Annotated in this window: 16 protein-coding genes and 1 pseudogene; 7 read left to right on the forward strand and 10 right to left on the reverse strand. The window is 71.4% G+C overall.

Features of this window, described 5'->3' with window-relative positions; translation table 11 throughout:
- Positions 1–141 precede the first annotated feature (141 nt).
- A complete protein-coding gene (locus ABZ624_RS13555; protein WP_360086611.1) occupies positions 142–1,284 on the forward strand; it encodes a glycosyltransferase in 1,143 nt (380 codons plus the stop codon).
- Positions 1,285–1,330: 46 nt separating this feature from the next.
- Here ABZ624_RS13555 and ABZ624_RS13560 read toward each other — a convergent pair whose 3' ends face one another.
- On the reverse strand, positions 1,331–2,848 hold the full coding sequence (locus ABZ624_RS13560) for a fibronectin type III domain-containing protein (RefSeq protein WP_360086614.1): 1,518 nt from the start codon (positions 2,846–2,848) through the stop codon (positions 1,331–1,333).
- 628 nt (positions 2,849–3,476) lie between these two features.
- Between ABZ624_RS13560 and ABZ624_RS13565 the strand changes: the two genes are divergently transcribed.
- Entirely contained in the window at positions 3,477–3,779 is a 303-nt protein-coding gene (locus ABZ624_RS13565; protein ID WP_360086617.1) for a hypothetical protein, read from the forward strand.
- Positions 3,780–3,892: 113 nt separating this feature from the next.
- Here ABZ624_RS13565 and ABZ624_RS13570 read toward each other — a convergent pair whose 3' ends face one another.
- Complete coding sequence (locus tag ABZ624_RS13570; RefSeq protein ID WP_360086620.1) at positions 3,893–5,260, reverse strand: glycosyl hydrolase family 28-related protein; 1,368 nt, start codon at positions 5,258–5,260, stop codon at positions 3,893–3,895.
- Positions 5,261–5,302: 42 nt separating this feature from the next.
- Between ABZ624_RS13570 and ABZ624_RS13575 the strand changes: the two are divergent.
- Positions 5,303–6,007: pseudogene (locus ABZ624_RS13575) on the forward strand (CDP-alcohol phosphatidyltransferase family protein); the annotation flags it as partial.
- On the opposite strand, the gene ABZ624_RS13580 reads toward ABZ624_RS13575, so the two are convergent.
- Genes ABZ624_RS13580 through ABZ624_RS13600 form a run of 5 tightly spaced genes read right to left on the reverse strand, consistent with a single transcriptional unit; the run spans position 5,894 to position 12,617 of the window.
- Positions 5,894–6,415 carry an adenylyltransferase/cytidyltransferase family protein gene (locus tag ABZ624_RS13580; protein ID WP_360086623.1) on the reverse strand — a complete coding sequence of 174 codons (522 nt, stop codon included), beginning with the start codon at positions 6,413–6,415 and terminating at the stop codon, positions 5,894–5,896. The pseudogene ABZ624_RS13575 and the gene ABZ624_RS13580 sit on opposite strands and share 114 nt — an antisense overlap.
- 3 nt (positions 6,416–6,418) lie before the next feature.
- Positions 6,419–7,975: a fibronectin type III domain-containing protein gene (locus ABZ624_RS13585; RefSeq protein WP_360086626.1), complete on the reverse strand. Its 1,557-nt coding sequence runs from the start codon at positions 7,973–7,975 to the stop codon at positions 6,419–6,421.
- A 45-nt stretch (positions 7,976–8,020) separates the two neighbouring features.
- The gene (locus ABZ624_RS13590; protein ID WP_360086629.1) at positions 8,021–9,562 is read right to left on the reverse strand and encodes an oligosaccharide flippase family protein; all 1,542 of its coding nucleotides are present in this window, start codon (positions 9,560–9,562) and stop codon (positions 8,021–8,023) included.
- Positions 9,559–11,142 (reverse strand): hypothetical protein, encoded by a 1,584-nt coding sequence (locus tag ABZ624_RS13595; protein ID WP_360086632.1) that lies wholly within the window; start codon positions 11,140–11,142, stop codon positions 9,559–9,561. Before ABZ624_RS13595 ends, ABZ624_RS13590 begins: the two co-directional genes overlap by 4 nt.
- Positions 11,139–12,617: a hypothetical protein gene (locus tag ABZ624_RS13600; RefSeq protein ID WP_360086635.1), complete on the reverse strand. Its 1,479-nt coding sequence runs from the start codon at positions 12,615–12,617 to the stop codon at positions 11,139–11,141. Before ABZ624_RS13600 ends, ABZ624_RS13595 begins: the two co-directional genes overlap by 4 nt.
- Before the next feature lie 194 nt (positions 12,618–12,811).
- Between ABZ624_RS13600 and ABZ624_RS13605 the strand changes: the two genes are divergently transcribed.
- A complete protein-coding gene (locus ABZ624_RS13605; RefSeq protein WP_360086638.1) occupies positions 12,812–13,792 on the forward strand; it encodes an NAD-dependent epimerase/dehydratase family protein in 981 nt (326 codons plus the stop codon).
- A gap of 28 nt (positions 13,793–13,820) precedes the next feature.
- Complete coding sequence (locus tag ABZ624_RS13610) at positions 13,821–15,056, forward strand: glycosyltransferase family 4 protein (protein ID WP_360086641.1); 1,236 nt, start codon at positions 13,821–13,823, stop codon at positions 15,054–15,056.
- A gap of 171 nt (positions 15,057–15,227) precedes the next feature.
- Here ABZ624_RS13610 and ABZ624_RS13615 read toward each other — a convergent pair whose 3' ends face one another.
- From ABZ624_RS13615 to ABZ624_RS13625, 3 genes are read right to left on the reverse strand one after another with little or no spacing between them, the layout of a single operon-like run.
- Positions 15,228–16,349: a glycosyltransferase gene (locus ABZ624_RS13615; RefSeq protein ID WP_360086644.1), complete on the reverse strand. Its 1,122-nt coding sequence runs from the start codon at positions 16,347–16,349 to the stop codon at positions 15,228–15,230.
- The gene (locus ABZ624_RS13620; RefSeq protein ID WP_360086647.1) at positions 16,346–16,912 is read right to left on the reverse strand and encodes a DapH/DapD/GlmU-related protein; all 567 of its coding nucleotides are present in this window, start codon (positions 16,910–16,912) and stop codon (positions 16,346–16,348) included. Before ABZ624_RS13620 ends, ABZ624_RS13615 begins: the two co-directional genes overlap by 4 nt.
- A gap of 13 nt (positions 16,913–16,925) precedes the next feature.
- Positions 16,926–18,398, reverse strand: coding sequence for a sugar transferase (locus tag ABZ624_RS13625; RefSeq protein WP_360086650.1), 1,473 nt, complete (start codon positions 18,396–18,398; stop codon positions 16,926–16,928).
- A 201-nt stretch (positions 18,399–18,599) separates the two neighbouring features.
- Here ABZ624_RS13625 and ABZ624_RS13630 point away from each other — a divergent pair, with 201 nt between their 5' ends.
- Positions 18,600–19,220 (forward strand): PIG-L deacetylase family protein, encoded by a 621-nt coding sequence (locus ABZ624_RS13630; protein WP_360086653.1) that lies wholly within the window; start codon positions 18,600–18,602, stop codon positions 19,218–19,220.
- 169 nt (positions 19,221–19,389) lie between these two features.
- A complete protein-coding gene (locus ABZ624_RS13635; protein ID WP_360086656.1) occupies positions 19,390–20,262 on the forward strand; it encodes a beta-1,6-N-acetylglucosaminyltransferase in 873 nt (290 codons plus the stop codon).
- The last annotated feature ends 79 nt before the right edge of the window (positions 20,263–20,341 follow it).

Genomic DNA, 20,341 nt, shown 5'->3' on the forward strand with positions numbered 1-20,341 from the left:
ATCGGATTATCCGTGCATTACGCCGGTCTGTCGCACCCCCAAGCAGGTGAATTCCTCCGACACGGTTGACGGCTCCGCGGAAAAAGGGACTAGATGCTTTGCGCTGGTCCCAAGTGTTTCTTCGGAAGGGAAGCCTCGGTCATGCGCATTCCCCGTCAGCCGCACGTCCTGCACGTCACTCAGCCGGTCGAGGGCGGTGTCGCACGGTTCGTGACGGACCTGGTGGTGGCGCAGCTCGCCGCGGGGCTGCAGGTCAGTGTCGCCTGCCCGCGCGGGGGCACCCTGACGGACGCACTGCGCGCGGAGGGCTGCAGGGTGCTTCCGTGGAACGCGACCCGCTCATCCGGACCCCGACTCCCCGGCGAAGTGACCTTGTTGGCCCGGGTGCTGCGCGAGGCACGTCCCGACGTGGTGCACGTGCACGGCGCGAAGGCGGGGCTCGCCACCCGGCTCGCGGTGCGCGGCCGGCTCCCCACCGTCTTCCAGCCGCACGCGTGGTCGTTCGAGGCCGTGGACGGCGTCAAGGCACACGCCGCTGTGCGCTGGGAGCAGTTCGGGGCGCGGTGGGCGGCGCGCGTCCTCTGGGTGAGCGAGGCGGAACGGCGTACCGGGGAACAGCACGGCATCACCGCCCAGTGGCTCATGGTCCCCGACGGCATCGACACCCGCAGGTTCCGGCCGGAGGGGAGCATCGCCCGGTCCGCGGCGGGCCCCCTTGTCGTGTGCGTGGGACGGCTGTGCCGGCAGAAGGGCCAGGACGTGCTCCTGCGGGCCTGGCCCGCCGTCGTACGGCAGCTGCCGGACGCCCGGCTGGTGCTGGTCGGCGACGGTCCGGACGCGGGACGGCTGCGCGCGGCGGCGCCCGCGTCGGTGGAGTTCGCCGGCCCGGCGGCCGACGCCGCCCCCTGGTACCGGGCCGCCGATGTGGTGGTCCTGCCGTCCCGCCGGGAGGGCCGGGCGCTCGTCCTCCTGGAGGCCATGGCGTGCGCACGGCCGGTCCTCGTGACGGACGTGGACGGCGTGCGCGAGAGCCTGCCGCCCGGCCATCTGCCGCACTGCCTGGTGCCGCCGGAGGACGCCGACGCGCTGGCGCGGGCGCTGACGGCACTGCTGCGCCGTACGCCGCTGCGCGCGGCACTGGGTGCACAGGGCCGCGCGCATGTGATCGCCGCCCACGACGTCCAGCAGACCCGGGACGCGGTGAGCGAGGTGTACCGCGAACTGCTCGGCAGCGGCAGCACGCCGTTCGTGCCCAGCCAGAGCAGGGAGTCCATCACCACGTGAGGGCACCGTCCCCTCGGCGTCGTCGCCCTCACCGCGCCCCGGCCGGTCACTTGGCGGCGAAGGCGGTCACGTCGAGCGGCGCCGACCGGGGCGTTGTGTTCGTTCCGTCGGTGACGGCGATCGTGTAGCGGTGGTGAGTGCCGGGGGAGACGGAATCCGTGTACGTCATCTCCGGCCGGTCCCACTCGGCCGACCGCTGCTTCCGCGTGGCCACGAGCACCCCGTCCCGGTAGATCCGGTAGGTCAGCTCCGCGTCGTCCCGGTCCCATGCGGCGCGCCAGGTGAGCGTGACCTTTCCGGTGCGGGAGATGTCGCTCGTGAGCCGGGGAGCATCCTGCGGAGCCGCGTCGCGGGGGCCGGTCCCGAAGCGCGTCAGGCCCTGCTGCGGTGTGCCGTTGACCGTGGTGAACTCGCCGCCCGCCCAGAGGATGTCGCCGGCCAGCGCGAGCGCCCGCGGGCCGACCCCCTCACCGATGCCGTCGTCGGTGTCGGGGAACCAGTGCAGGATGCGCTTGTCGCCGGCCGATTGCGCGAGGAAGTGCCTGCGCGGCCCGTCGGGGAAGCCCCCCGGTGTCAGCCCGCAGTAGTGGGCGTGGGAAGCGCTGTACAGGATGCCGTTTCGCACCACGAGATCCTGGGTGGCGCCCAGGCAGGTGTCCTTCCAGACCATCGTGCCGTCGGACAGCCGGCCGGCGATACGGCCGTCGAAGATGCCCGTGCCCGAGCCCTCGGCTCCCAGATAGAAGTGGTCGCCGTTGCGTGCCAGCGACGTCACCGCGGACCGTTCCGGAATCCAGTCCGGAAAGGACCGCACGGTCGCACCGGTTGTGGGGTCCAGGGAGACCAGCGCCTGCTCGGGACGGCCGTTGACGTTGTGGAAGGCGCCGCCGACGAGCACCTGTCCGCGGTCGGGCACCGCCAGGACGGCGCGGACCGGCTCGTCGATGTCCGCACTGAACGGCAGCAGCGAGCCGCTCCGGCTGAACGCCGCGAGGCGCTTCCTGGGCAGGCCGTTGACGACGGTGAACTCACCGCCCAGGTACACCGTTTTGTCCGTGGTCTCGATGGTGCGCACGGTCGCGGCCACGGCGGGGCGGAAGTCCTTGCGCAGCGAGCAGTCGGCCGTGTTCAGCGCGACCGCACTGGCCACGCCGGTGCGGTCGACCCTGCCGAACGATCCGCCGACGTAGAGCACCTTGCCGTCGCGCGATGCCTTCAGCGCCCGTACGGTACCGGCGCCCCCGGTGAAGGAGTGGGCACAGGGCAGCAGTTTGCCGGTGACGGCGTCGAACGCCGCGAAGCTCTTCCGGGCGACCTCCTTCTCACCGCGCTTCGCGCCGGGCGGGCGGACCCTGTCGAAGGTGCCGCCCACGTACACGACACCCCGTGCGTACTCGACCGACCAGACGACACCGTCGGTCTGCCATGTCGCCAACGGGGCGGCCGTCAGGGTCTTTTCGTGGTCGGCCTGCGCGCCGGAAGCGGTCGTGAGTGAGGCGGCTGCAAGGAGGACCACTGCGGAAGCCGTGGTGGCGGTCCTGGAGGTGCTTTTCCTTAGACGCATGGAACATCCCGGGTCGAGGGATACGGGGGCGAGAAGCTTTCCGAAAGTAGACACCCGGCCGCGTATCACCGGATTCGACAAGCGGGCGCTCCACCCTTCAGGCCCTTACTGAAGCTCAAATGGCCTAGGAAAAGGAGTCGTAATGCATAACGGCAGTCCACTCGTGCGAGTGTGGGGGACGCCCGGCGGCGGACACTCGGTCAATCTCGATCTGCCAATGCAAATGGCGTGAGAGTTCGCAGGGCGAGATCAGGTACCCGAGACAGGTACCCGAGGTCAGGTACCCAGGCATTGAGGAGGAGTACTCGTTATGCGAGTAGCTGCCCGAGCGAAGACGCAGTCACGATGGTCGGGTTGGGGGGCGGGGCTCGTCGGCGCCGGCCTGACCGCGACCGTGGCGTTCGGTATCGCCGCCGGCCCCGCGTCGGCCCACGCGGTTCCCCGCGTCATGCAGGCGTGCAAGTCGTGCCCGACGACCGGCACGTCGTCGTGCACGGCGTGCCAGTCGAGCGGCACATCGGGGTGCTCGGCGTGCCAGCCGTCGACGCCGCCCCCGTCCGGCTGCACTCCGTGCCAGACCCCGCCTCCGCCCCCTCCGGTCTGCCCGGCGGGCGCGACCGGGTTCAGCGTGACCAATCCGACGAGCGGACCGGTGGCGATCCCCGGTGACGGAAGCCTCCAGCTCACCGTCAGCAGCGGTACTCAGGGAGAGGTGTTCGGCTTCAGCATCCCCTCGTCCGCTCACCGTGCCGCTGTCCAGGTCACGGCCACGGGCAGCACCGGCGCCAAGGTCTACAAGTACGACAGCTCGACGGGCTTCCCCGACGGCACGGCGGCCGACGCGGGACTCCACGCCCCGGCCAACTCGACCGGGAAGTTCCCGGACGTCACCCGCATCGACTTCTGCGTCAAGCCCACCAAGTACGTCTGACGCGGCGGTGCCCGGCATCGCCTGACCCTGCCGCACCGCCGCACCGTACCCAGATGTGGGGGCCCGGGACACCCCGGGCCCCCACACGCCGGAGGCAGTCGGACGGCTGGGGTTCAGTCCGTGGGGGAGGTGTCACCGGGGGGCACGGGCGGCGTGGCGGGCGTGGCCGGTGCGGGCCTGGCGCCGGCGGGGTCGGCGTCGATGCAGTCGGTGAAGCGTACGAAGGGGGCGGGGGTCGCGCGGGGGCCGTCGGTGACGGCGAACTCGCCCTGCGGCTGGCTCCGCAGCAGGCACATGTCGTAGCGGACGACGGTCGGCTGGCTGTCCTGCCGGCCGGTTGTCCGGTACTGGTGCCGGCCCACGAGCTGGCAGGAGTCGTAGCGGATCAGCGGCCCCCGCGGGCCCACGCTGTACTGGTGCGGACGGATTTCGGCGGAGAACTCCCTGAAGGCGTTCGCGGTGTCGTCGCAGTCGGTGAAGTGGACCGTTCCGCTGCTCCACACGCAGTCGATGATCCGCACATCCGGGTCGCGTACCTCGAAGCGGATGTCCTGGGCGTGGAAGCGCTGCACCGAATCGTGGTGCTCGCTGACCGGGAAGCGGAAGAAGGTGCTGGTGGTGCCGTACTCCGCGGTGCTCGCGGGGCGTTTTCCGGTGATGATGTAGGAGCCGCCCCGGCAGGAAATGGATCCCCCGTAGGGGAACTCCAGGAAGTTGCCCCACTCGTATTCGACCTTCATGTCGGTGAACCAGTAGTTCAGGAACTGGTCCTGGTCGTTCGGTGTGGCCTGTCTGCGTCCCGTGAGCCCCGAGTAGAGAAACGCCTTGCGGTAGCTGCCGGCGACCGTGCAGGCCTGCCACAGCATCTCCGAGTTGGTGTTGGTGCCGTCGAGGGCCAGCCCGTACTCCCATTCCCCGAGCCATTCGCACTCCGAGAACCGGTAGTCCTGGGCCTGTCCGGTGGAGTACGAACGGAAGAAGGAAGCGCCCGGGGTGGCGGAGCGGAACTGCATGCGCTCGAAGGAGAGGTTGGACCACCTGTCCTCGTTCCGGCACAGGTAGGAGCCGGGGCCGGTTTCCGGGCGGAAGACGAGGGCGGTCATGTTCTTGCCCGCCCCGACAAAACGCAGACCGTTCGCGGGCCGTGGCGGGGCGACCCCGTTCAACAGGGCGTACGGACGCGTGATGAGGAAGTCGCCGGCGGGGATCTCCACCACCAGCCGGCCGACACCGTCGCGGACGCGGGCGGCGGCGAGCGTGTACGCGGTCTCGAATGCCTGTGTGTCGTCGGTGCGCCCGTCGCCCACGGCACCGAGATCGGTGACGTTGACCGAGGACATCGGCCCGATGTCCGCACGTCTGGAGGACGCACTTTTGGCGGTCGCACTGTTGGCGGGCAGGGCTGCCGCGACCAGCAGTGATGTTCCGCCGCGCAGAATACGCCGACGATTGCGGGCCATCTCGCCACCCTGTTCTGTCATAGTTGCCTTCCTTTCTCACGTGGTGTGTCACCAAGGAGGGTTATGGCCGAGTTCGCGGAGATGCTGAGGCAACTGTCGACGGCGCAGAAACCGGCGAAGGGGGTGTCGGTCTACAGCCGGTTCGTCAATCGCCCGGCCGGCCGTGTGATGGCGGCGCTGGCCTCCCGGTTCGGTGCGACCCCTGATCAGCTGACGCTACTCGGTGCCTTTTTCACTTTTCCGGCCCTGGCCGCGGTGGCCCTGCTGCGGCCCGAGCCCTTGATGTCGGTGTGTGTCGGCGTGGCCCTTGCCGTGGGTTTCGCCCTGGATGCCGCGGACGGTCAGCTCGCGCGGAGCCAGTGCTCCGCGACCTTGTCGGGTGAATGGCTGGACCATGTGCTGGACTGTGTCAGGGTCGTCACCCTGCACCTGGTGGTGCTGGTGGCGTTCTACCGTTTCTTCGCCCTGCCCAGTCCGCTCTTTCTGCTGGCGCCCATGCTGTTCCAGCTCGCCGCGGTGGTGATCTTTTTCGCCGGAATTCTCACGCAGCAGCTCAAGGGGCGTGTGGTGGAAGGAAGGGGCGGTGGTCCCGCTTCGGTGTGGGGGTCCGTCCTGCTCCTGCCGGTCGACTACGGCACGACCTGCCTCTGCTTTCTATTTCTGGGCAGTCCGGACCTCTTCCTTGCCCTGTACTGTCTGCTCCTCGTCGCTCATGTCCTGTTCATGGGGGCCTTCTTGGTGAAGTGGTTCCGCGAGCTGCATCAGCTCCAGCGCCCGGCGCAGTAGCGTGCTGGACGTGTGCACGGTGTAGGGGAAGTAGACGACGTCGACACCGACCTTCGCGAAACGGCGTTCGAGGATGTCCCATTTGGGGGTGCCCTTCCAGTCGTCGCCCTTGAACACGACGTCGAATCCGACCTGCTTCCAGATCTGCAGTTTGTCCCCGTGCGTCTCCACGACGACGTCGTCGACGTGCCGCACGCTGCGGACGATCTCCAGGCGCTCGGCCAGCGGGATCACCGGTGGCCTGCCTTTGAGGCGCCTGGTCAGCTCGTCGGACGCCAGCCCCGCCACGAGCCGGTCGCAGTGCCGGCGCGCCTCGCGCAGGATGCTGAGGTGCCCGATGTGGAACAGGTCCCAGACGCCGGGCGCGTACCCGATGCGTGTCGCTGTCACAGCTCACGCTCCGCTCGTCCGGCCACTGAGCGCGGGCACCGTCACGGACAGCGCGGCAGAGCGGGGCGAGGTGCGGGCGCCGTTCGTCACCTCGATCGCGTACCGGTGGCGGGAACCGGCGGGCACGGAGTCGGTGTAGCGCATGGCCGGAAGGTCCCAGGACGCGGAGGACGCGGCCTGCCGGGAGACGAGCTTTCCGTCCCGGTAGAGCCGGTACGTCAGGACGGCGGTGTTGCGGTCCCACGCGGCCTGCCAGCCGAGGGTGACCTTGCCCGGGAGCGCGGCCAGGAGCGTGAGAGCGGGAGGCTGGGGCGCGCTTGTGGGGGCGGTGCCGCCGAAGCGGGTGAGCCCCTGCTGCGGGCGGTCGTTGACCTGGGTGAACTCACCTCCGACCCACAGGACGCCCCCGGCCATGGCCAGGGTGCGGGGGCCCACTCCCTCCCCCAGTCCGCCGTCGGTGTCGGGGAACCAGTGCAGGATCCTCCTGTCGGTGACCGACTGGGCCAGGAGGGTGTGCCGGACGCCCCGCTCGGGGAAACCGCCGGGTGTCCGGGAGCAGTCGTGCGCGTGGGAGGCGCTGTAGAGGACGCCGTCGTGGGGCAGCACGGCCTGGGTGGCGCCGAGGCAGGTGTCCTTCCACAGCATGGCGCCGTCGCGGAGCCGGCCCGCGATACGTCCGTCGAACACGCCCAGGCCCTTGCCTTCGGCGCCGAGGTAGAAGCGGGAGCCGTCCTGTGCGATCGACTTGACCGTCGAACCGGACGGCAGCCAGCCCGCAAAGGTGCGGGCCGTCGCCCCGGTGGTGAGGTCCAGCGCGGCCAGGGCGTGGACCCCCCTGCCGTTGACCGACCCGAAGTCCCCTCCGACCAGGAGGGTGCGCTGCGCGGGCACGGCCGACAGGGCGCGGACGGGAAGGTCCACGTTCGCCTTGAAGGGCAGGAGGGAGCCCGCGGGGGTCAAGGCGGCGACGCCGGTCCTGCTCTGGCCGTAGACCTGGTCGAAGTCGCCGCCCAGATACACCGCTCGGCCGGTGGTCTCGATGGCCCGTACGGTCGCGGACACCGCGGGCCGGAAATCCGTGCGCAGGGTGCAGTCGGCGGTGTTCAGGGCCACCGCGTTGGCCACCCCCGTGGACCCGACGTGGCCGAAGGAGCCGCCCACGTACAGCACCCGTCCGTCGGGGGAGGCCTTCATGGCCCGCACCGTGCCGGCACTGTACGGGCCGGCACCGTCGCTGAAGGACGGGGCGCAGGGCAGCAGGGCGCCGGTCGCGGCGTCGAACGCGGCGAAGTTGTGCCGCGGGACCTGCCGGGTGCCGGGGGCGGCACCGGGTGGGCGGACCGCGTCGAAGGTGCCCGCGGCGTAGACGACACCGCGGGCGTAGGCCAGGGACCAGACGATTCCGTCCGTCTGCCAGGTGGCCAGGGGGTCGGCGGTGAGCGTTGCCGTATCGTGCCGCGTGACCGCGGCGGCGGGGGAGCAGAGCAGGGCGCCTGCGCACATGAGGGCTGCGGCGGCCGGACCTGTGACCGCCTTCTTGCGGAGCTTGCTGTGGCGCAAGGGACACCTCGAAGGAAAGGGGCGGGCAGGTTGAGGGGCAATGCCTCATACGGTGCGACGGCGCAGCACCTGGACCAGCTCGCTTACTCCCAGAGGCGTACGGTATCGCCACAAAAAAGTACCAAATACGGACATTCCGACAGTCAGGCTGAGTGCGAGTCCTGACGGGGTGTCACCCGACAGGGTGTGCACGCCTGCCGGCACCACCGAGACGGCCACGGCGATTCCGAAGGCGCGTGTGTAACCGGCGGCCACGGTCCTGAAGCCGAGGCGCAGCCGGACCAGCAGGGCGGCCGAGAGGTTCTCCACCACGATGGCCGTACCCCAGGAGACGGCCGCGCCGAGGATGCCCCACCGGGGCACGGCGAGCAGGCCCACGGTGAGCTGCACCGTGAACGCCGCGGCGGTGCAGGCCAGGTGCCACGAGCTCTTCCCGGCCATGAGCAGCACGGTCTGCGCGTTGCCGACCGCCACGTTGACGACGGCGGCGGCACACAGCATGACCAGCGCGGGCGCCCCCTGGGTGAACTCCGGCCCGAACACCGCGAGAACGGTGCGGGGAAAGCCGGCGATCAGAACGAACAGCGGCCAGGAGAACAGGACGATCCAGCAGGTCGAGGTGCGGTGCAGATGCTGCGCCTCGGCGAACTCGCCGACCGCGAGGAGCCGGCTGAGCTGGGGCGCCACGGCCAGCCGGACGGCGAGCTGGAGGAGGGTGCCCGCGGTGACGACACGGCCGATGGCGGTGTAGATGCCCGCCTCGGCGTCCGTGGCCAGCGCCGACAGCAGCAGGACCCCGACCCATACCGCGCTGATGTCGAAGACGGAGGAGACCGCGCGGGGGGCGGAGAAGGCCCAGAACTCCCGCCAGGAAACGGACGCTCCGCCCGCGAGGGCGGTCCTGGGGCGGGGGGCCCGGCAGCGGCGCAGGCCCAGCCATGCGGCGGCGAGGCCGGCCAGCGCCGGCAGCAGCCACGCCGCCGCCAGGGACAGCATCCCGGGCGCCCAGTACGCCACGGGCACCGCGATCAGCACCCGCAGCACGGGCTTGCCGATCTGCTCCACGGAGACGAACGGCACCACGGTGCTGTACCCCTGGGTGGCGCCGAGCAGGATCAGGCTGACGGTGGCGGCCGGCAGGACCAGTCCGAAGAACCGGATCAGCTGGAGCGCGTCGGCGCGCGGCAGATGCGGCAGCAGCGTGGTCGCCACCGCGGGGCACCACAGCAGCACCAGGGCCGCCGCGGTGGAGGCCGCCAGGGCCGGCAGCACCGCCATGCGCAGCAGGGAGCCCACCGAGCGGCCGTCGTTGAGGGCGAGATCACCGGGGATGTAGCGGACGAGCCCGGTGTCGGCGCCGAGCTTGCAGACATTGCTGGCAATGGTGAACAGGGCGACGCCGGCGAAGATCGCTCCGGCCCCGTGGGCTCCGACCGCCCGGGTGATCAGGCCGACCAGGAGGAAGGCGAACACGGCGTTCGTACCGGAACCCACCGCACCCCACACCCCGCCCCGCGCGGCGGCGGCGACCGTGCTGCGGGCGCCGGCCCCGGCGGTGGCGGGAGGGGCCGTCCCGGGCGCCGTCATCCCCGGGTGACCGTGAGGGTGTCGTGCTGGCCCGCACGCTGCGTGGCCGGCAGGACGCCCTCGGCCCGGGAACGGGGCCTGACCCGGCGGAGCACAGCGGCGGTGAGGCCTCGCCGCGCGCGCCCGGCGTCCACCACGGCGCCCAGCAGGCGTCCGCCGGAGCAGCCGATGAGTTCGCTCACCTGCCGGAGGTCCTCCCGCCGGGTGTCCCGTCCGGTGACGACCAGGACACCGCCGAAGTCCTCGGCGACGGCCAGCGCGTTCGGGTGCTCCAGCAGGGGCCTGGCGGCGACGACCGTGACGGGCGAACCGGTGCCGGATGCCATCTGCTCCATCGTCCGGGACACCTCGGCCTGGAGGGGCACGCCGGTGCTGCCGCTGGAGCAGAGGGCGAACCGTCCCGCGGACCCCGCGTCGACGAGGACACCCCCCTCGGGCAGCGGCGTCTCCTGCCCGGCGCGCTCCGCCTCCGGCACCAGCGGCAGGCGCGCCGCGAGAGCGGGCGCGTCGGGGTCGGCGTCCACCAGCACCGCCTGCCGTCCGCACTCCGCGAAGGCCGCGGCCAGGTTCGCGGCGACCGTCCCGGCGGCGTCATGGCGCCGCGGGGCCACCACGAGGAGGCAGCCGCCACCCCCGGAAAGCCCGGTCCGCGCCAGGCGGTAGGCCACCGAGCGGAAGGCCTGGGCACGGGCGCCGCCCGTACGGCCGACCGTCAGCGAAACGCCCCCCGAGCGGCGCTCGTGGGGCAGGACGCCCAGCACGGGTGCGCGCAGGACGGCCTGCACCTCGCGGGCCGACCGGACCCGGCGGTCGAAGGCCGAGCACAGCCAGGCCAGCAGGATGCCCAGTACGACGCCGCCGGCCAGGCCGGCGACGACCAGGGCCGGTACCCCCGGGCCCGAGGGCCTGGCGGGCGCGGCGGCCCTGCGGACGATGTCGCCGCCGTCGGTGTCACGGGAGCTGATCTCTGACACGCGCTTGCGCAGGCTGTTGATCTCGCTCTTCGCGGGGGAGGTGCCGGCATCGTCGGCCGCTTCCTTCTTCGCCTGCCGGGTCAGCGCCGTGATCTGCTCGTTCATACCGGCGACGGCCCGCTGTACGGCCGCGTCGCCACGGCTCTCGCGGTCGGCGAGGTAGGCCTCGGCGAAGGCGTTGGCGCCGCGCGCCGCGCGCCCCGGAGCGCCGGCGGTGAACTCGAAGCGGAGCACCTGGGACTTGCCCGGGTTGGTGACCCGCAGATGCTTCTGGAGTGCGGCGGCCCGGCTGTCGGGCTGGCCCAGGGTGTGCGCCGCACGGACGGCGACGGTGGCACCGGCGGCGATCTGCTGCTCGGTGCTCATGCTGATCTGGTTGTCGGCGGGCGCGCTGACCGAGCCGAACGGGTCGGCGCCGGCGCGGACGAGGACCTCACTGGCGGAGCTGTAGGTGCCGGCGCCGTACCACGCCACGGCCAGCCCGCCGAGCAGGCCCAGGGCGACTCCCAGCGCCAACGCGACGCGGTGGCGAAGGAGCAGGCGCAGTTGCTCGCGGAGCTGTTCCGGTTCGTCGAAACGGTCGTCGAAGGGGATGGGGCCGGTCACAGGTGTCCTCCTGCGTGCGAGGGTGAGGTGTGCGGGGTGGGGGCGGATGGCAGCGCCGGTGAGGCGAGTCCAACGGCCCGGCGGGCCGGCGTGGAGATCAGCAGCGGGACGGTCAGCAGCAGCAGCATCGGGCCGCTGATGCCGAGCAGGCTGCCGCGCAGGAACATCAACTGGTAGAAGGCGAAGGCGGGTACCAGCAGGACGGCCAGGGTGCCGGGCCGGCCGAGCAGGCGGTCGCGCACCTCGTCCATACGGCGTCCTGCCGCGCCCAGCAGCAGGAACACAAGGGCGACCGCGGGCGGGCCGGCCCACAGGTAACTCTCGATCCACAGGGGCGCCGACAGGTTGAGGAAGTCGTAACCCGCGTACTGCGCCAGCGCGATACCGGTGTCGTCGGGTTTGTCCGGCCATACCGAGCGCGGCACCATGAAGAGGAGCGGGCCGAGCGCCTTTCGGGGCGAGATCCCCTTGTCGTGCGCGTAGTCGAGGCCGGTCTGCACCTGCTGGAAGGCGTCGTAGTCGCCCTTGGTGGTGAACTGCTCGGACAGCGAGACGACGGAGACCGCGTGCCGGTCGTCGTAGCGGAAGTAGTCGCTGTAGGGGAAGACGACGAGCACCGTGGCGAGTACGGCGACGGCGAGCGCGCGGGTGGCCCGGGGCCGGCTCAGCCGGGGCACGTTGAACAGCAGTGTGAGCAACACCGTGCCGGCCCAGAACCTCGGCTTGCTGATGGGGTTGTTGACGATGACGTTCACCGCGGCGAGCAGGGGCAGCAGCAGCCACCGCAGGCCGCGCAGCAGGCGGTCGCCGTCCGGCAGGCGCGGCAGGCGCAGCAGGCTCAGCAGGCCCCAGAACGCGGGCACGGACAGGGACCAGCTGCGCAGCGGCTGCAGGAAGGCGTCCGGTGCCTCGTCCAGGGCGCCGGTTTCGTTGATGGCCTCGCGGCTGGTGAAGTAGGCGCCGATTCCGCCTGGTTGGCCGTGCAGCAGCAGCGCTGCCAGTGCCAGGGCGCATCCGCACAGCACCAGGACGCGCCAGGGGGCCAGGCGGCGGGTCAGCAGCCGTTCCAGCAGGCCGGGCCGGGCGGCGTGCAGGTGTGCACGCCGGGCGGCGAGGGCGGTTCCGGCGCTGTAGGCGAGCAGCCCCAGCTCGACCACCGCCACGGCCCGCAGGGAGGTTTGCGCGTCGGCCCGGTACGGCCAGGGGTAGGTGTCCGAGGTGAGCATCGGCAGGGGGGCCAGCCCGAACCAGATGTAGGAGAACATCCAGAAGCCGAGGCCGACGAGCCGGACCCTGGGTGCGGTGAGCACGCGGGTGAGGGCGCCACCGGTGTGCGCCACGACGACAGCCTGCAGCGCGAGCGCCGTCGGAACAGGTCCGTTGTGCGGTCGCAGGACCAGCACCGGCAGCAGGACGGTCAGGACGACGGCCCAGACGCAGACCGCGGGCACACTGCGCACGCCCGTGTCCCGCATCGGGACTTTCGTGGTCGACGACTGCTGCTGCGGAAACCTCACTGGCCGATATATAGCGCCGTTATGCCGTAAATCATCCAGGGCGCGCCAATGCGGGGCAAATAGGACAGAAATGAATACTCTGGGCGAGCGGAAGCCGGGTGCCGGCACGGCCGGCCCTCCCTCAGGTCCCCCCTTCACCAGAGGAGTTGTCCATGAACAAGCAGGTCGACGCCGTCGTTGCCGGTGGCGGGGGATTCATCGGCGGGCACCTCGTGGGCGCCCTCCTGGCCCAGGGACTGACGGTCCGCTCCATCGACATCAAGCCCCTGCGCGCCTGGTACCAGGTCCACGAGGACGCCGAGAACGTGATCGCGGACCTCTCGCTTCTCGACGGCGCACGCAGCGGCGTCCAGGGCGCCCGGTGCGTGTACATGCTGGCCGCGGACATGGGCGGCATGGGCTTCATCGAGAACAACAAGGCCGCGTGCATGATGTCGGTGCTCACCAGCACCCACATGCTGCAGGCCGCGCACGAGGCCGGTGCCGAGCGCTACTTCTACTCCTCCTCCGCCTGCGTCTACGCCGCCGGCAAGCAGACGGACCCGAACGTCACCGCGCTGAAGGAGCAGGACGCCTATCCGGCACAGCCGGAGGACGGCTACGGCTGGGAGAAGCTCTTCTCGGAGCGCATGTGCCGGCACTACGCGGAGGACTACGGGTTCACCACCCGCGTCGCCCGCTACCACAACGTCTACGGCCCGCACGGCACATGGGCGGGTGGCCGCGAGAAGGCCCCGGCCGCGGTGTGCCGCAAGGTGGCCCAGGCCGTGCTCAGCGGTGACCACCGGATCGAGATCTGGGGCGACGGACAGCAGACCCGCTCGTTCATGTACATCGACGACTGTCTGCACGGCACCCAGATGATCATGCGTGGGGACAGCGGCGTACCGGTCAACCTCGGCTCCTCGGAACTCGTGACCATCAACCAGCTCGTCGACCTCGCCGAGCAGATCGCGGGCATCCGCTGCGAGCGCAGCTACCGGCTCGACGCCCCGCAGGGCGTGCGTGGCCGCAACTCCGACAACACCCTGATCCGCGAGATCTACGGCTGGGAACCCTCGGTCCCCTTGCTCAACGGCCTGGAGCGGACCTACGCCTGGGTCTACGACCAGGTGAAGCGCTCGCACGGCTGAGCCGACGGTGCGAGGACGCGACAGGCCCATGAGGATCTTCGTTCACGACTACAGCGGTCATCCCTTCCAGGCCCAGCTCAGCCGGGAGCTGGCACGCCGCGGGCACGCGGTGGTCCACTCGACCTGCGCGGCCTATCTCAGCGGCAAGGGCGACCTCGGGGCGGACGTGGCCGGCCTGCGCTTCACCACCATCGGGGAGCGCACGGTGCTGAGGAAACAGGCCTATGCGCACCGGCTCTGCCAGGAGACCCGGCTGGGCGTCGAGCTGGCCCGGCAGGTCGCACGGGCCAGGCCCGAGGTGGCGCTGCTGTCCAACCTGCCGATCCCGGTCCTCGTGGTGACCGCGGCGGTCCTGAAGCGGCTGCGTGTCCCCTGGGTGCTGTGGCACCAGGACATCACCGCGGTCGCGCTCCAGCGCTTCGCCGCCGCCGATGTGGCGGGCGCGATGGGTGTCGCGGCGAAGGTGTTCGGCGCCGGCGAGAAGTGGGCGGCACGGCAGGCCGCGGCCATCGTGGTGATCGCCGACTCCTTCCTGCGGGTGCACCGGCAGTGGGGCACCGCCGACAAGGCCACGGTGATCCCCAACTGGGCGCCGCTGGACGAGATCGTCCCGGTGGCCAGGGCCAACGCATGGTCGGACGAGCAGCGGTTGAGCGATGTGAAAACCCTGCTCTACGCCGGCACGCTGGGCCTGAAGCACAACCCCGTGCTGTTGGTGCGGCTGGCGGAGCGTCTGCGGCAGCGGGGCGAGCGGGTGCGTCTCGTGGTCGTCAACGAAGGCCCGGCGGTGCCCGTCCTCAAGGAGGCCGCCGCCGCGCGCGGGGTCGAGCTGACGCTGCTGCCCTTCCAGCCGTACCGGCGGCTGCCCGAAGTCCTGGGCACCGGCGACGTACTCGTCGTCCTCCTCGAAGGGGACGCCGGGATGTTCTCGGTCCCGTCGAAGACTCTGTCGTACCTGTGTGCCGGGCGGCCGGTGCTCGGTCTGATGCCCGCGGACAATCTGGCCGCCCAGCTGCTGCGTGAGGCCGGCTCGGCGGTCTTCCCACCGGACGAGTCCTCGTTGGAGGGTGCCGCCGCATGGGTCCGGGACGTCCTGTCCGACCCCGAACACGCCGCGTCCCTGGGCAAGCGGAGCCGCGTCCTGGCCGAGCGGGAGTTCGCCCTGGATGCCTCCGCCTCCCGCTTCGAGCACATCCTCAGAACGGCAGCCACCACCTCCGGCCGGCGCGGCGGGGCACCCGGCACCGTCCCATCGGACGGATGATCCCAGGGGTCAGGGGACCCCGCCCCGGCAGCCCGCGCAGGCAGTACCGCCCTGCCGTCAGCAACCCTGCCGTCAGCAACCCCGCCGGCAGAGCCCCGGCCGAGCGCCCCCCGGCAAGCAGCCCCCCCGCAAGCCCCCGGCCGCGCGATCCTCCCACCAGCAGCGACGTCTCTACCGGGATGGGTCCCGGTAGAGACCCTCCAAGCGGTCCGTCACCGCGTGGATGGAGAAGGTCTCCTCGATGGCCCGGTGGCCGGCGTGGGTCAGGCGGTGGCGCAGGGCTTCGTCGGTGAGGAGGGTGCTCACCGCCTCGGCCAGGGCCTCCGGGGTGCCGTCGGTGACCATCGCGGCCTGCCGGTGCGCCAGTTCCTCGGCGATGCCGCAGCTGCTCGTGCACACGACGGGCGTTCCTTCGGCCAGTGCTTCCAGAACCGTCATGGGGAAGGGCTCGTGCACACTGGGCAGGACGTACACGGCCGCCCCGCGGTAGGCCTCCAGCGCCGCGGAGTGTTCCAGCGGGCCGCCGTAGCGGACCACGTCGGTCAGCCCCCGGTCGGCGATGAGCTGGTGCACCTGCCCCAGCGATCCCTCGTCGGCGCCGTAGAGGGTGAACCGCGCCTCCGGGATCTCCTTGTGGACCAGGGCCGCCATTTCCACGAACGCCTCGGGGCGTTTGCGCGGGTGCAGCCGGGCCAGGAAGATCACCTCGTGGGTGTCGCGTGGCTGCTCGTGGCGGGCGTGCGGGGATACCCGCATACCGTTGGCCAGCGTCACCAGCGGCGGGTGCCCGGTGCCGAGGACCGTGGACAGGGACCGCCGTTCCCGCTCGGTGAGGATGAGACAGCGGCGCGCCCGCCGCAGCAGGGGGACGTAGACGCTGTCGAAGACGCGCGCGACCACACCGGTCCGGGGCTCGACCATGCCATGCGTCTGGACGACGAAGTCGACGCGCCGCAGCCGGGCGACGGCGAGCGCGGCCAGGGACACGAGGTCCCTTCCCACATGGAGGTGCACGGCGTCGGCGCGTCCCATGGCCCGCCACAGGTCCCACGGCAGCAGGGGGTGCATGAGGCCGAGGCACCCCTGACCGGGGACGAGGGTCCGCGCCCGGCGGGAGACGAAGGGGACGGTGCCGATGCGCGGCGGAGCCGGCGCCGCACCCCGCCACAACGACACCAGCCGTACGTCGTGACCGCGTCCGGCCAGCTCCTGGAGCTGGGCGAGCGCCACGCTCGGCGGGCCGCCGAAGGTCCCGTCGTCGCTGACGAGCGTGACCACCTGGACCACTCTCATGCCCTGACCTCCTTCATGGATGCGGACGCGGTCGCCCCCTGCGTGCCGCCCGCCGTCAGGACGGTGCCCGGCGCCAGGTCCCGGTGGGCCACGGCGCCGGCGCCCACCACGGCGCCCCGGCCCACGGTGACGCCGCGCAGGACGACCGCCCGCGCGGCGACCCAGCTGCCCGGCTCCAGGCGGACGGGGCCGTTGTCGTACTCGAACGTGGGGGAACGGCGCAGATGACTGCCCGTGCACAGCAGCGCGTCCTGCGAGACGCAGCAGTCGCTGCCGATGGTGACGGGCTCCAGGTTGATGATCCAGGCCGAGTCGCCGATCCACACGTCGTCGCCGATCTCCAGTTTCCAGGGCCAGTGCACTCGCACCCCCTGCCGGATCAGCACCCGCTGTCCGATGCGGGCGCCGAAGGCCCGCAGCAGCGGCGGCCGCCAGCGGTCCGGGCACCACCACTTGACGAAGACGAGGTGCTGGACGGCGAACCAGGCGGCCTGGACGAGCAGGGGCCGCCCCTTGTCGTATCCGGCACCGGTGAAGCCGCGCAGAGACCATGTCGCTGCCATGACGCTGTACCTTTCAGTAGGCGCCCTGGCCGTCCAGTACCGCTCGCACGGTGCGGGCCATCACGTTGACGTCCCCGGCCAGGGACCAGTTGTCGATGTACCGCAGATCGAGCGCGACGGTCTCGTTCCAGGAGAGGTCCGCTCGTCCGCTCACCTGCCACAGCCCCGTCAGACCCGGTTTGACGGTGAGCCGGCGCCGCTCCACCGGGTTGTACTTGACGACCTCTTCGGGCAGCGGAGGGCGCGGCCCGACCAGGGACATATGGCCGAGCAGGACGTTGAACAGCTGGGGCAGCTCGTCGAGCGAGTAACGGCGCAGGACGCGCCCGACGGGGGTGATCCGCGGGTCACGACGCAACTTGAACATGTGCCCGTCGTTCTCGTTCGCCTCTTCCAGCTCGCTCTTGAGCCGGTCCGCGCCCACCACCATCGTGCGGAACTTCCACATGGAGAAGTGCGTGTTGCACCGGCCCACGCGCGTCTGCCGGTACAGGGCGGGACCGGGTGAGCCGAGCCGCACCGCCAGGGCCACGCCCAGCAGCAGGGGGGAGAGCAGGACGATCAGCAGCAGCGCGCCCACCCGGTCCACGACGGCCTTGAACAGGGCCGCGATCCCGCGGCGCGCGGGCGGTGCGATGTGCAGCATCGTCAGCCCGGCGGCAGAGGTCGCCCGCAGCCGGCGCCGTGCGACGTCGACGATGCCGGGCAGCACGACGAGGGGACAGCCCCGGTCGTGCAGCGCCCAGGACAGCCGGCGCAGCCGCTCGCCCGACATATGGCGGCTCACCGCCACGAAGACCAGGTCGGCCGCCAGTTCGTCGACGGCGCCGAGCACCCCCGCCGCGTCCGTCTCCGGTGGCTGCGGCGCTTCGCCGGTCAGCCGTACGCACACGGCGACACCCGAGGACACCGGATGCTCGCCCACCGCACAGGCGCCGACGATGACGTATCCGTGGTCGGTGCGCTGGGCGAGCTGCGCGACCACGGCGTCCACCAGGGGGCCTTCGCCGATGACCAGCACGCGGTGCAGTACGCGGGCGTCCCTGCGTGCGGCCCGCAGCCGGCGGCGGATCACCTTCTGGCAGGTCGCGGTGAGCACCAGCGCGGGCAGCAGTGCGGTGAAGGCCTCGAGGGGGCCGTTGTCCGGTCCGCACAGCACCCGCAGCACGGCCAGGGCGCCGACCAGGATCAGCCAGTCCCTCAGGACGGCCCGCAGATCGGCCGCGTCGGCCCCGACCCCGGACGCGTAGCGCTTGCTCGCCACCCCGATCAGCGGCCACAACGCGGCGGTGGCAGCGGCCAGGAGCAGCGCACGCGGCTCGCGGCCCTGGAGGATCGCCGCCGGCACGGGCAGTGCCGCCCCGACGAGATCCACACAGACGGAGAGCGCGCCGTACCCATGAACCCGTGTGCCTTCGCGGTGAAGCGTCTTGTACGGCGTGGAGAAGGGCGCCTGCCCAGACACCGCGTTGGTGGACCGCCCCATGGCTCTCCTTCAGAAGCCCCCAGTCGCTCTCATCGGCCACTACTTATATCAGGCATTCTTCACAAAACAATGTCATTCGGTACGAGGTTGTGGTCGGTGACGGAGGTGCGCGAGAGGCGTGTGTGAGGACAGTGTGAGAAGCGGATCATATGTGTACGATCAGGACATTGAGGAACCATCAGCCGCATCTGAGGGGCGCTTATGTGGAACAGAGTGCTGGCGGTCGGAGCTCACCCGGACGACATCGAGTTCGGCTGTGGAGGTGCCCTCCTGCGGCACGCGGCGCATGGCGCCTCGATCACCCTGGTCGTCGTCAGTGACGGAGCCCTCGCCGGGAACGCCGTGGTGCGCGCCGCCGAACAGGACCACGCCGCACAGCTCCTGGGCGCCAAGGCGGTGATGCTGCACCGGCCCGACGGCGAACTCGGGCCGTTGCGCGAGCTGGTGAGCCGCCTCGAGGAGGAGATCGCGAACGCGGCCCCCGACCTGGTCTACGCGCATCTGCCGGAGGACATCCACCAGGACCACGTCAGGACGCACCAGGCCCTCAGGATCGCCGCTCGGCGCCTGGACAACGTACTGCTGTACGAGTCTCCCCGGTCCCCCCTGCTGTCGTCGGGCATCAGTGTGGACATCAGCCCGGTGATCGAGCGGAAGACCGCCCTCCTCGCAGCGCACGCCTCCCAGGTCGACAGCCGTACCGAGCTGGGGGCCGAGGCGGTCCGTGCGCGGGCCGTCCTGCACGGCAGCAGGGTCGGCTGCGCCCACGCCGAGATGTTCCAGCCCCTGCGCTTCACCATGCCGCTCGGCCACGCCGTGTGACGACGTCGGGGGTCCTCCCTCGCCGGCTTCACCGGGCGGCGCCGGTGCGGCCTTCGGCGACGCGCCATTCGGGGGACATCCCCTCCGCGCGCCAGCGAGCCCGCACCGCGTCCCATGGCCTCGCGATCACCGTGGGGGAGAAGCCGGTGGACCGAGGGAGGAGAGAACGATGCCGGTATTTGCCGTGCTCGCCCACACCGAGCCGCAGCTGTTCGCGCGGCTGGCCGAGCGGCTGGCGCCGTACCCGGTGGTCGTCCACGTGGACGCACGGTCGCGCGCCGCCGACTTCGCGGGGGTGCCGCGCACCACGTACGTCCGTGACCGCGTCGCCGTCCGGTGGGGAGGTTTCTCGGTGGTCCGCGCGACGCTCGCCCTGTACCGCACGGCACTGGAGCTCGCGCAGCCCTGCGACCACATCGTTCTGCTGTCCGGGCAGTGCTACCCCGCCCGGCCGGTGCACGCGTTCGCCGCACACCTCGCCTCGGCGCCGTTCCGGCAGCACTGCCGGGCGGCCGCGGTGCTCGACGACAGGACCACCGCGGGCCGTGTCCTCAAGCGCTGGTGTCTCGACGCCGTGCCGACCGGACCGGGGCTCACCTATCTCCCCCGCGCCCTGCTGCGCAGGGGGATCTCGGAGCTGACCCCCCGGCGCAGGCCCTCCGTGTTCGGTGACATCGAGCCGGTGGCGGGCAGCCAGTGGACGGCGTTGACCGCCGACTGCGTCGCGGACCTGCTCGGCAAGGCGGAGGACCCCCGCTGGGAGAACCTGTTCCGTACGACGCACGCGCCCGACGAGATGTTCTTCCACACGCTCGTCTGGAACAGTGGCTGGCGCGAGGAGGTGGAGGACCCGGTCCTGCGGCCGAGGGCCGGGCGCGGCACCGCCGACTTCACCAACTTCCACCACCTGGACCGGCTGCTCAAGGGCACGCGGACCCTCGCCGATCTCCCGGCGATCGAAGCCTCCCGGATGTTCTTCACCCGCAAGGTCGCGTCACCCCGGTCGGCGGAGCTGCTCGACGCCCTCGACGGACGAGCGTGAGCCGAGGCCCACCGGCAGGCTCGTCCGTCCGCCGCGCTCCCCGACCGGGCGGCGCAGCGGACGGAAGTGCAGCCGGCGG

Origin of the sequence: Streptomyces sp. NPDC007205 (assembly GCF_040634095.1) — a bacterium.
Taxonomy (GTDB): domain Bacteria; phylum Actinomycetota; class Actinomycetes; order Streptomycetales; family Streptomycetaceae; genus Streptomyces.

Bases quoted from the DNA above. Each gene is read 5' to 3' on its own strand.
- ABZ624_RS13605 (WP_360086638.1), top strand. From the start codon at position 12,812: ATGAACAAGCAGGTCGACGCCGTCGTTGCCGGTGGCGGGGGATTCATC.
- ABZ624_RS13600 (WP_360086635.1), bottom strand. From the start codon at position 12,617: ATGCGGGACACGGGCGTGCGCAGTGTGCCCGCGGTCTGCGTCTGGGCC.
- ABZ624_RS13590 (WP_360086629.1), bottom strand. From the start codon at position 9,562: ATGACGGCGCCCGGGACGGCCCCTCCCGCCACCGCCGGGGCCGGCGCC.
- ABZ624_RS13610 (WP_360086641.1), top strand. From the start codon at position 13,821: ATGAGGATCTTCGTTCACGACTACAGCGGTCATCCCTTCCAGGCCCAG.
- ABZ624_RS13625 (WP_360086650.1), bottom strand. From the start codon at position 18,398: ATGGGGCGGTCCACCAACGCGGTGTCTGGGCAGGCGCCCTTCTCCACG.
- ABZ624_RS13615 (WP_360086644.1), bottom strand. From the start codon at position 16,349: ATGAGAGTGGTCCAGGTGGTCACGCTCGTCAGCGACGACGGGACCTTC.
- ABZ624_RS13555 (WP_360086611.1), top strand. From the start codon at position 142: ATGCGCATTCCCCGTCAGCCGCACGTCCTGCACGTCACTCAGCCGGTC.
- ABZ624_RS13630 (WP_360086653.1), top strand. From the start codon at position 18,600: ATGTGGAACAGAGTGCTGGCGGTCGGAGCTCACCCGGACGACATCGAG.
- ABZ624_RS13620 (WP_360086647.1), bottom strand. From the start codon at position 16,912: ATGGCAGCGACATGGTCTCTGCGCGGCTTCACCGGTGCCGGATACGAC.
- ABZ624_RS13560 (WP_360086614.1), bottom strand. From the start codon at position 2,848: ATGCGTCTAAGGAAAAGCACCTCCAGGACCGCCACCACGGCTTCCGCA.
- ABZ624_RS13570 (WP_360086620.1), bottom strand. From the start codon at position 5,260: ATGACAGAACAGGGTGGCGAGATGGCCCGCAATCGTCGGCGTATTCTG.
- ABZ624_RS13635 (WP_360086656.1), top strand. From the start codon at position 19,390: ATGCCGGTATTTGCCGTGCTCGCCCACACCGAGCCGCAGCTGTTCGCG.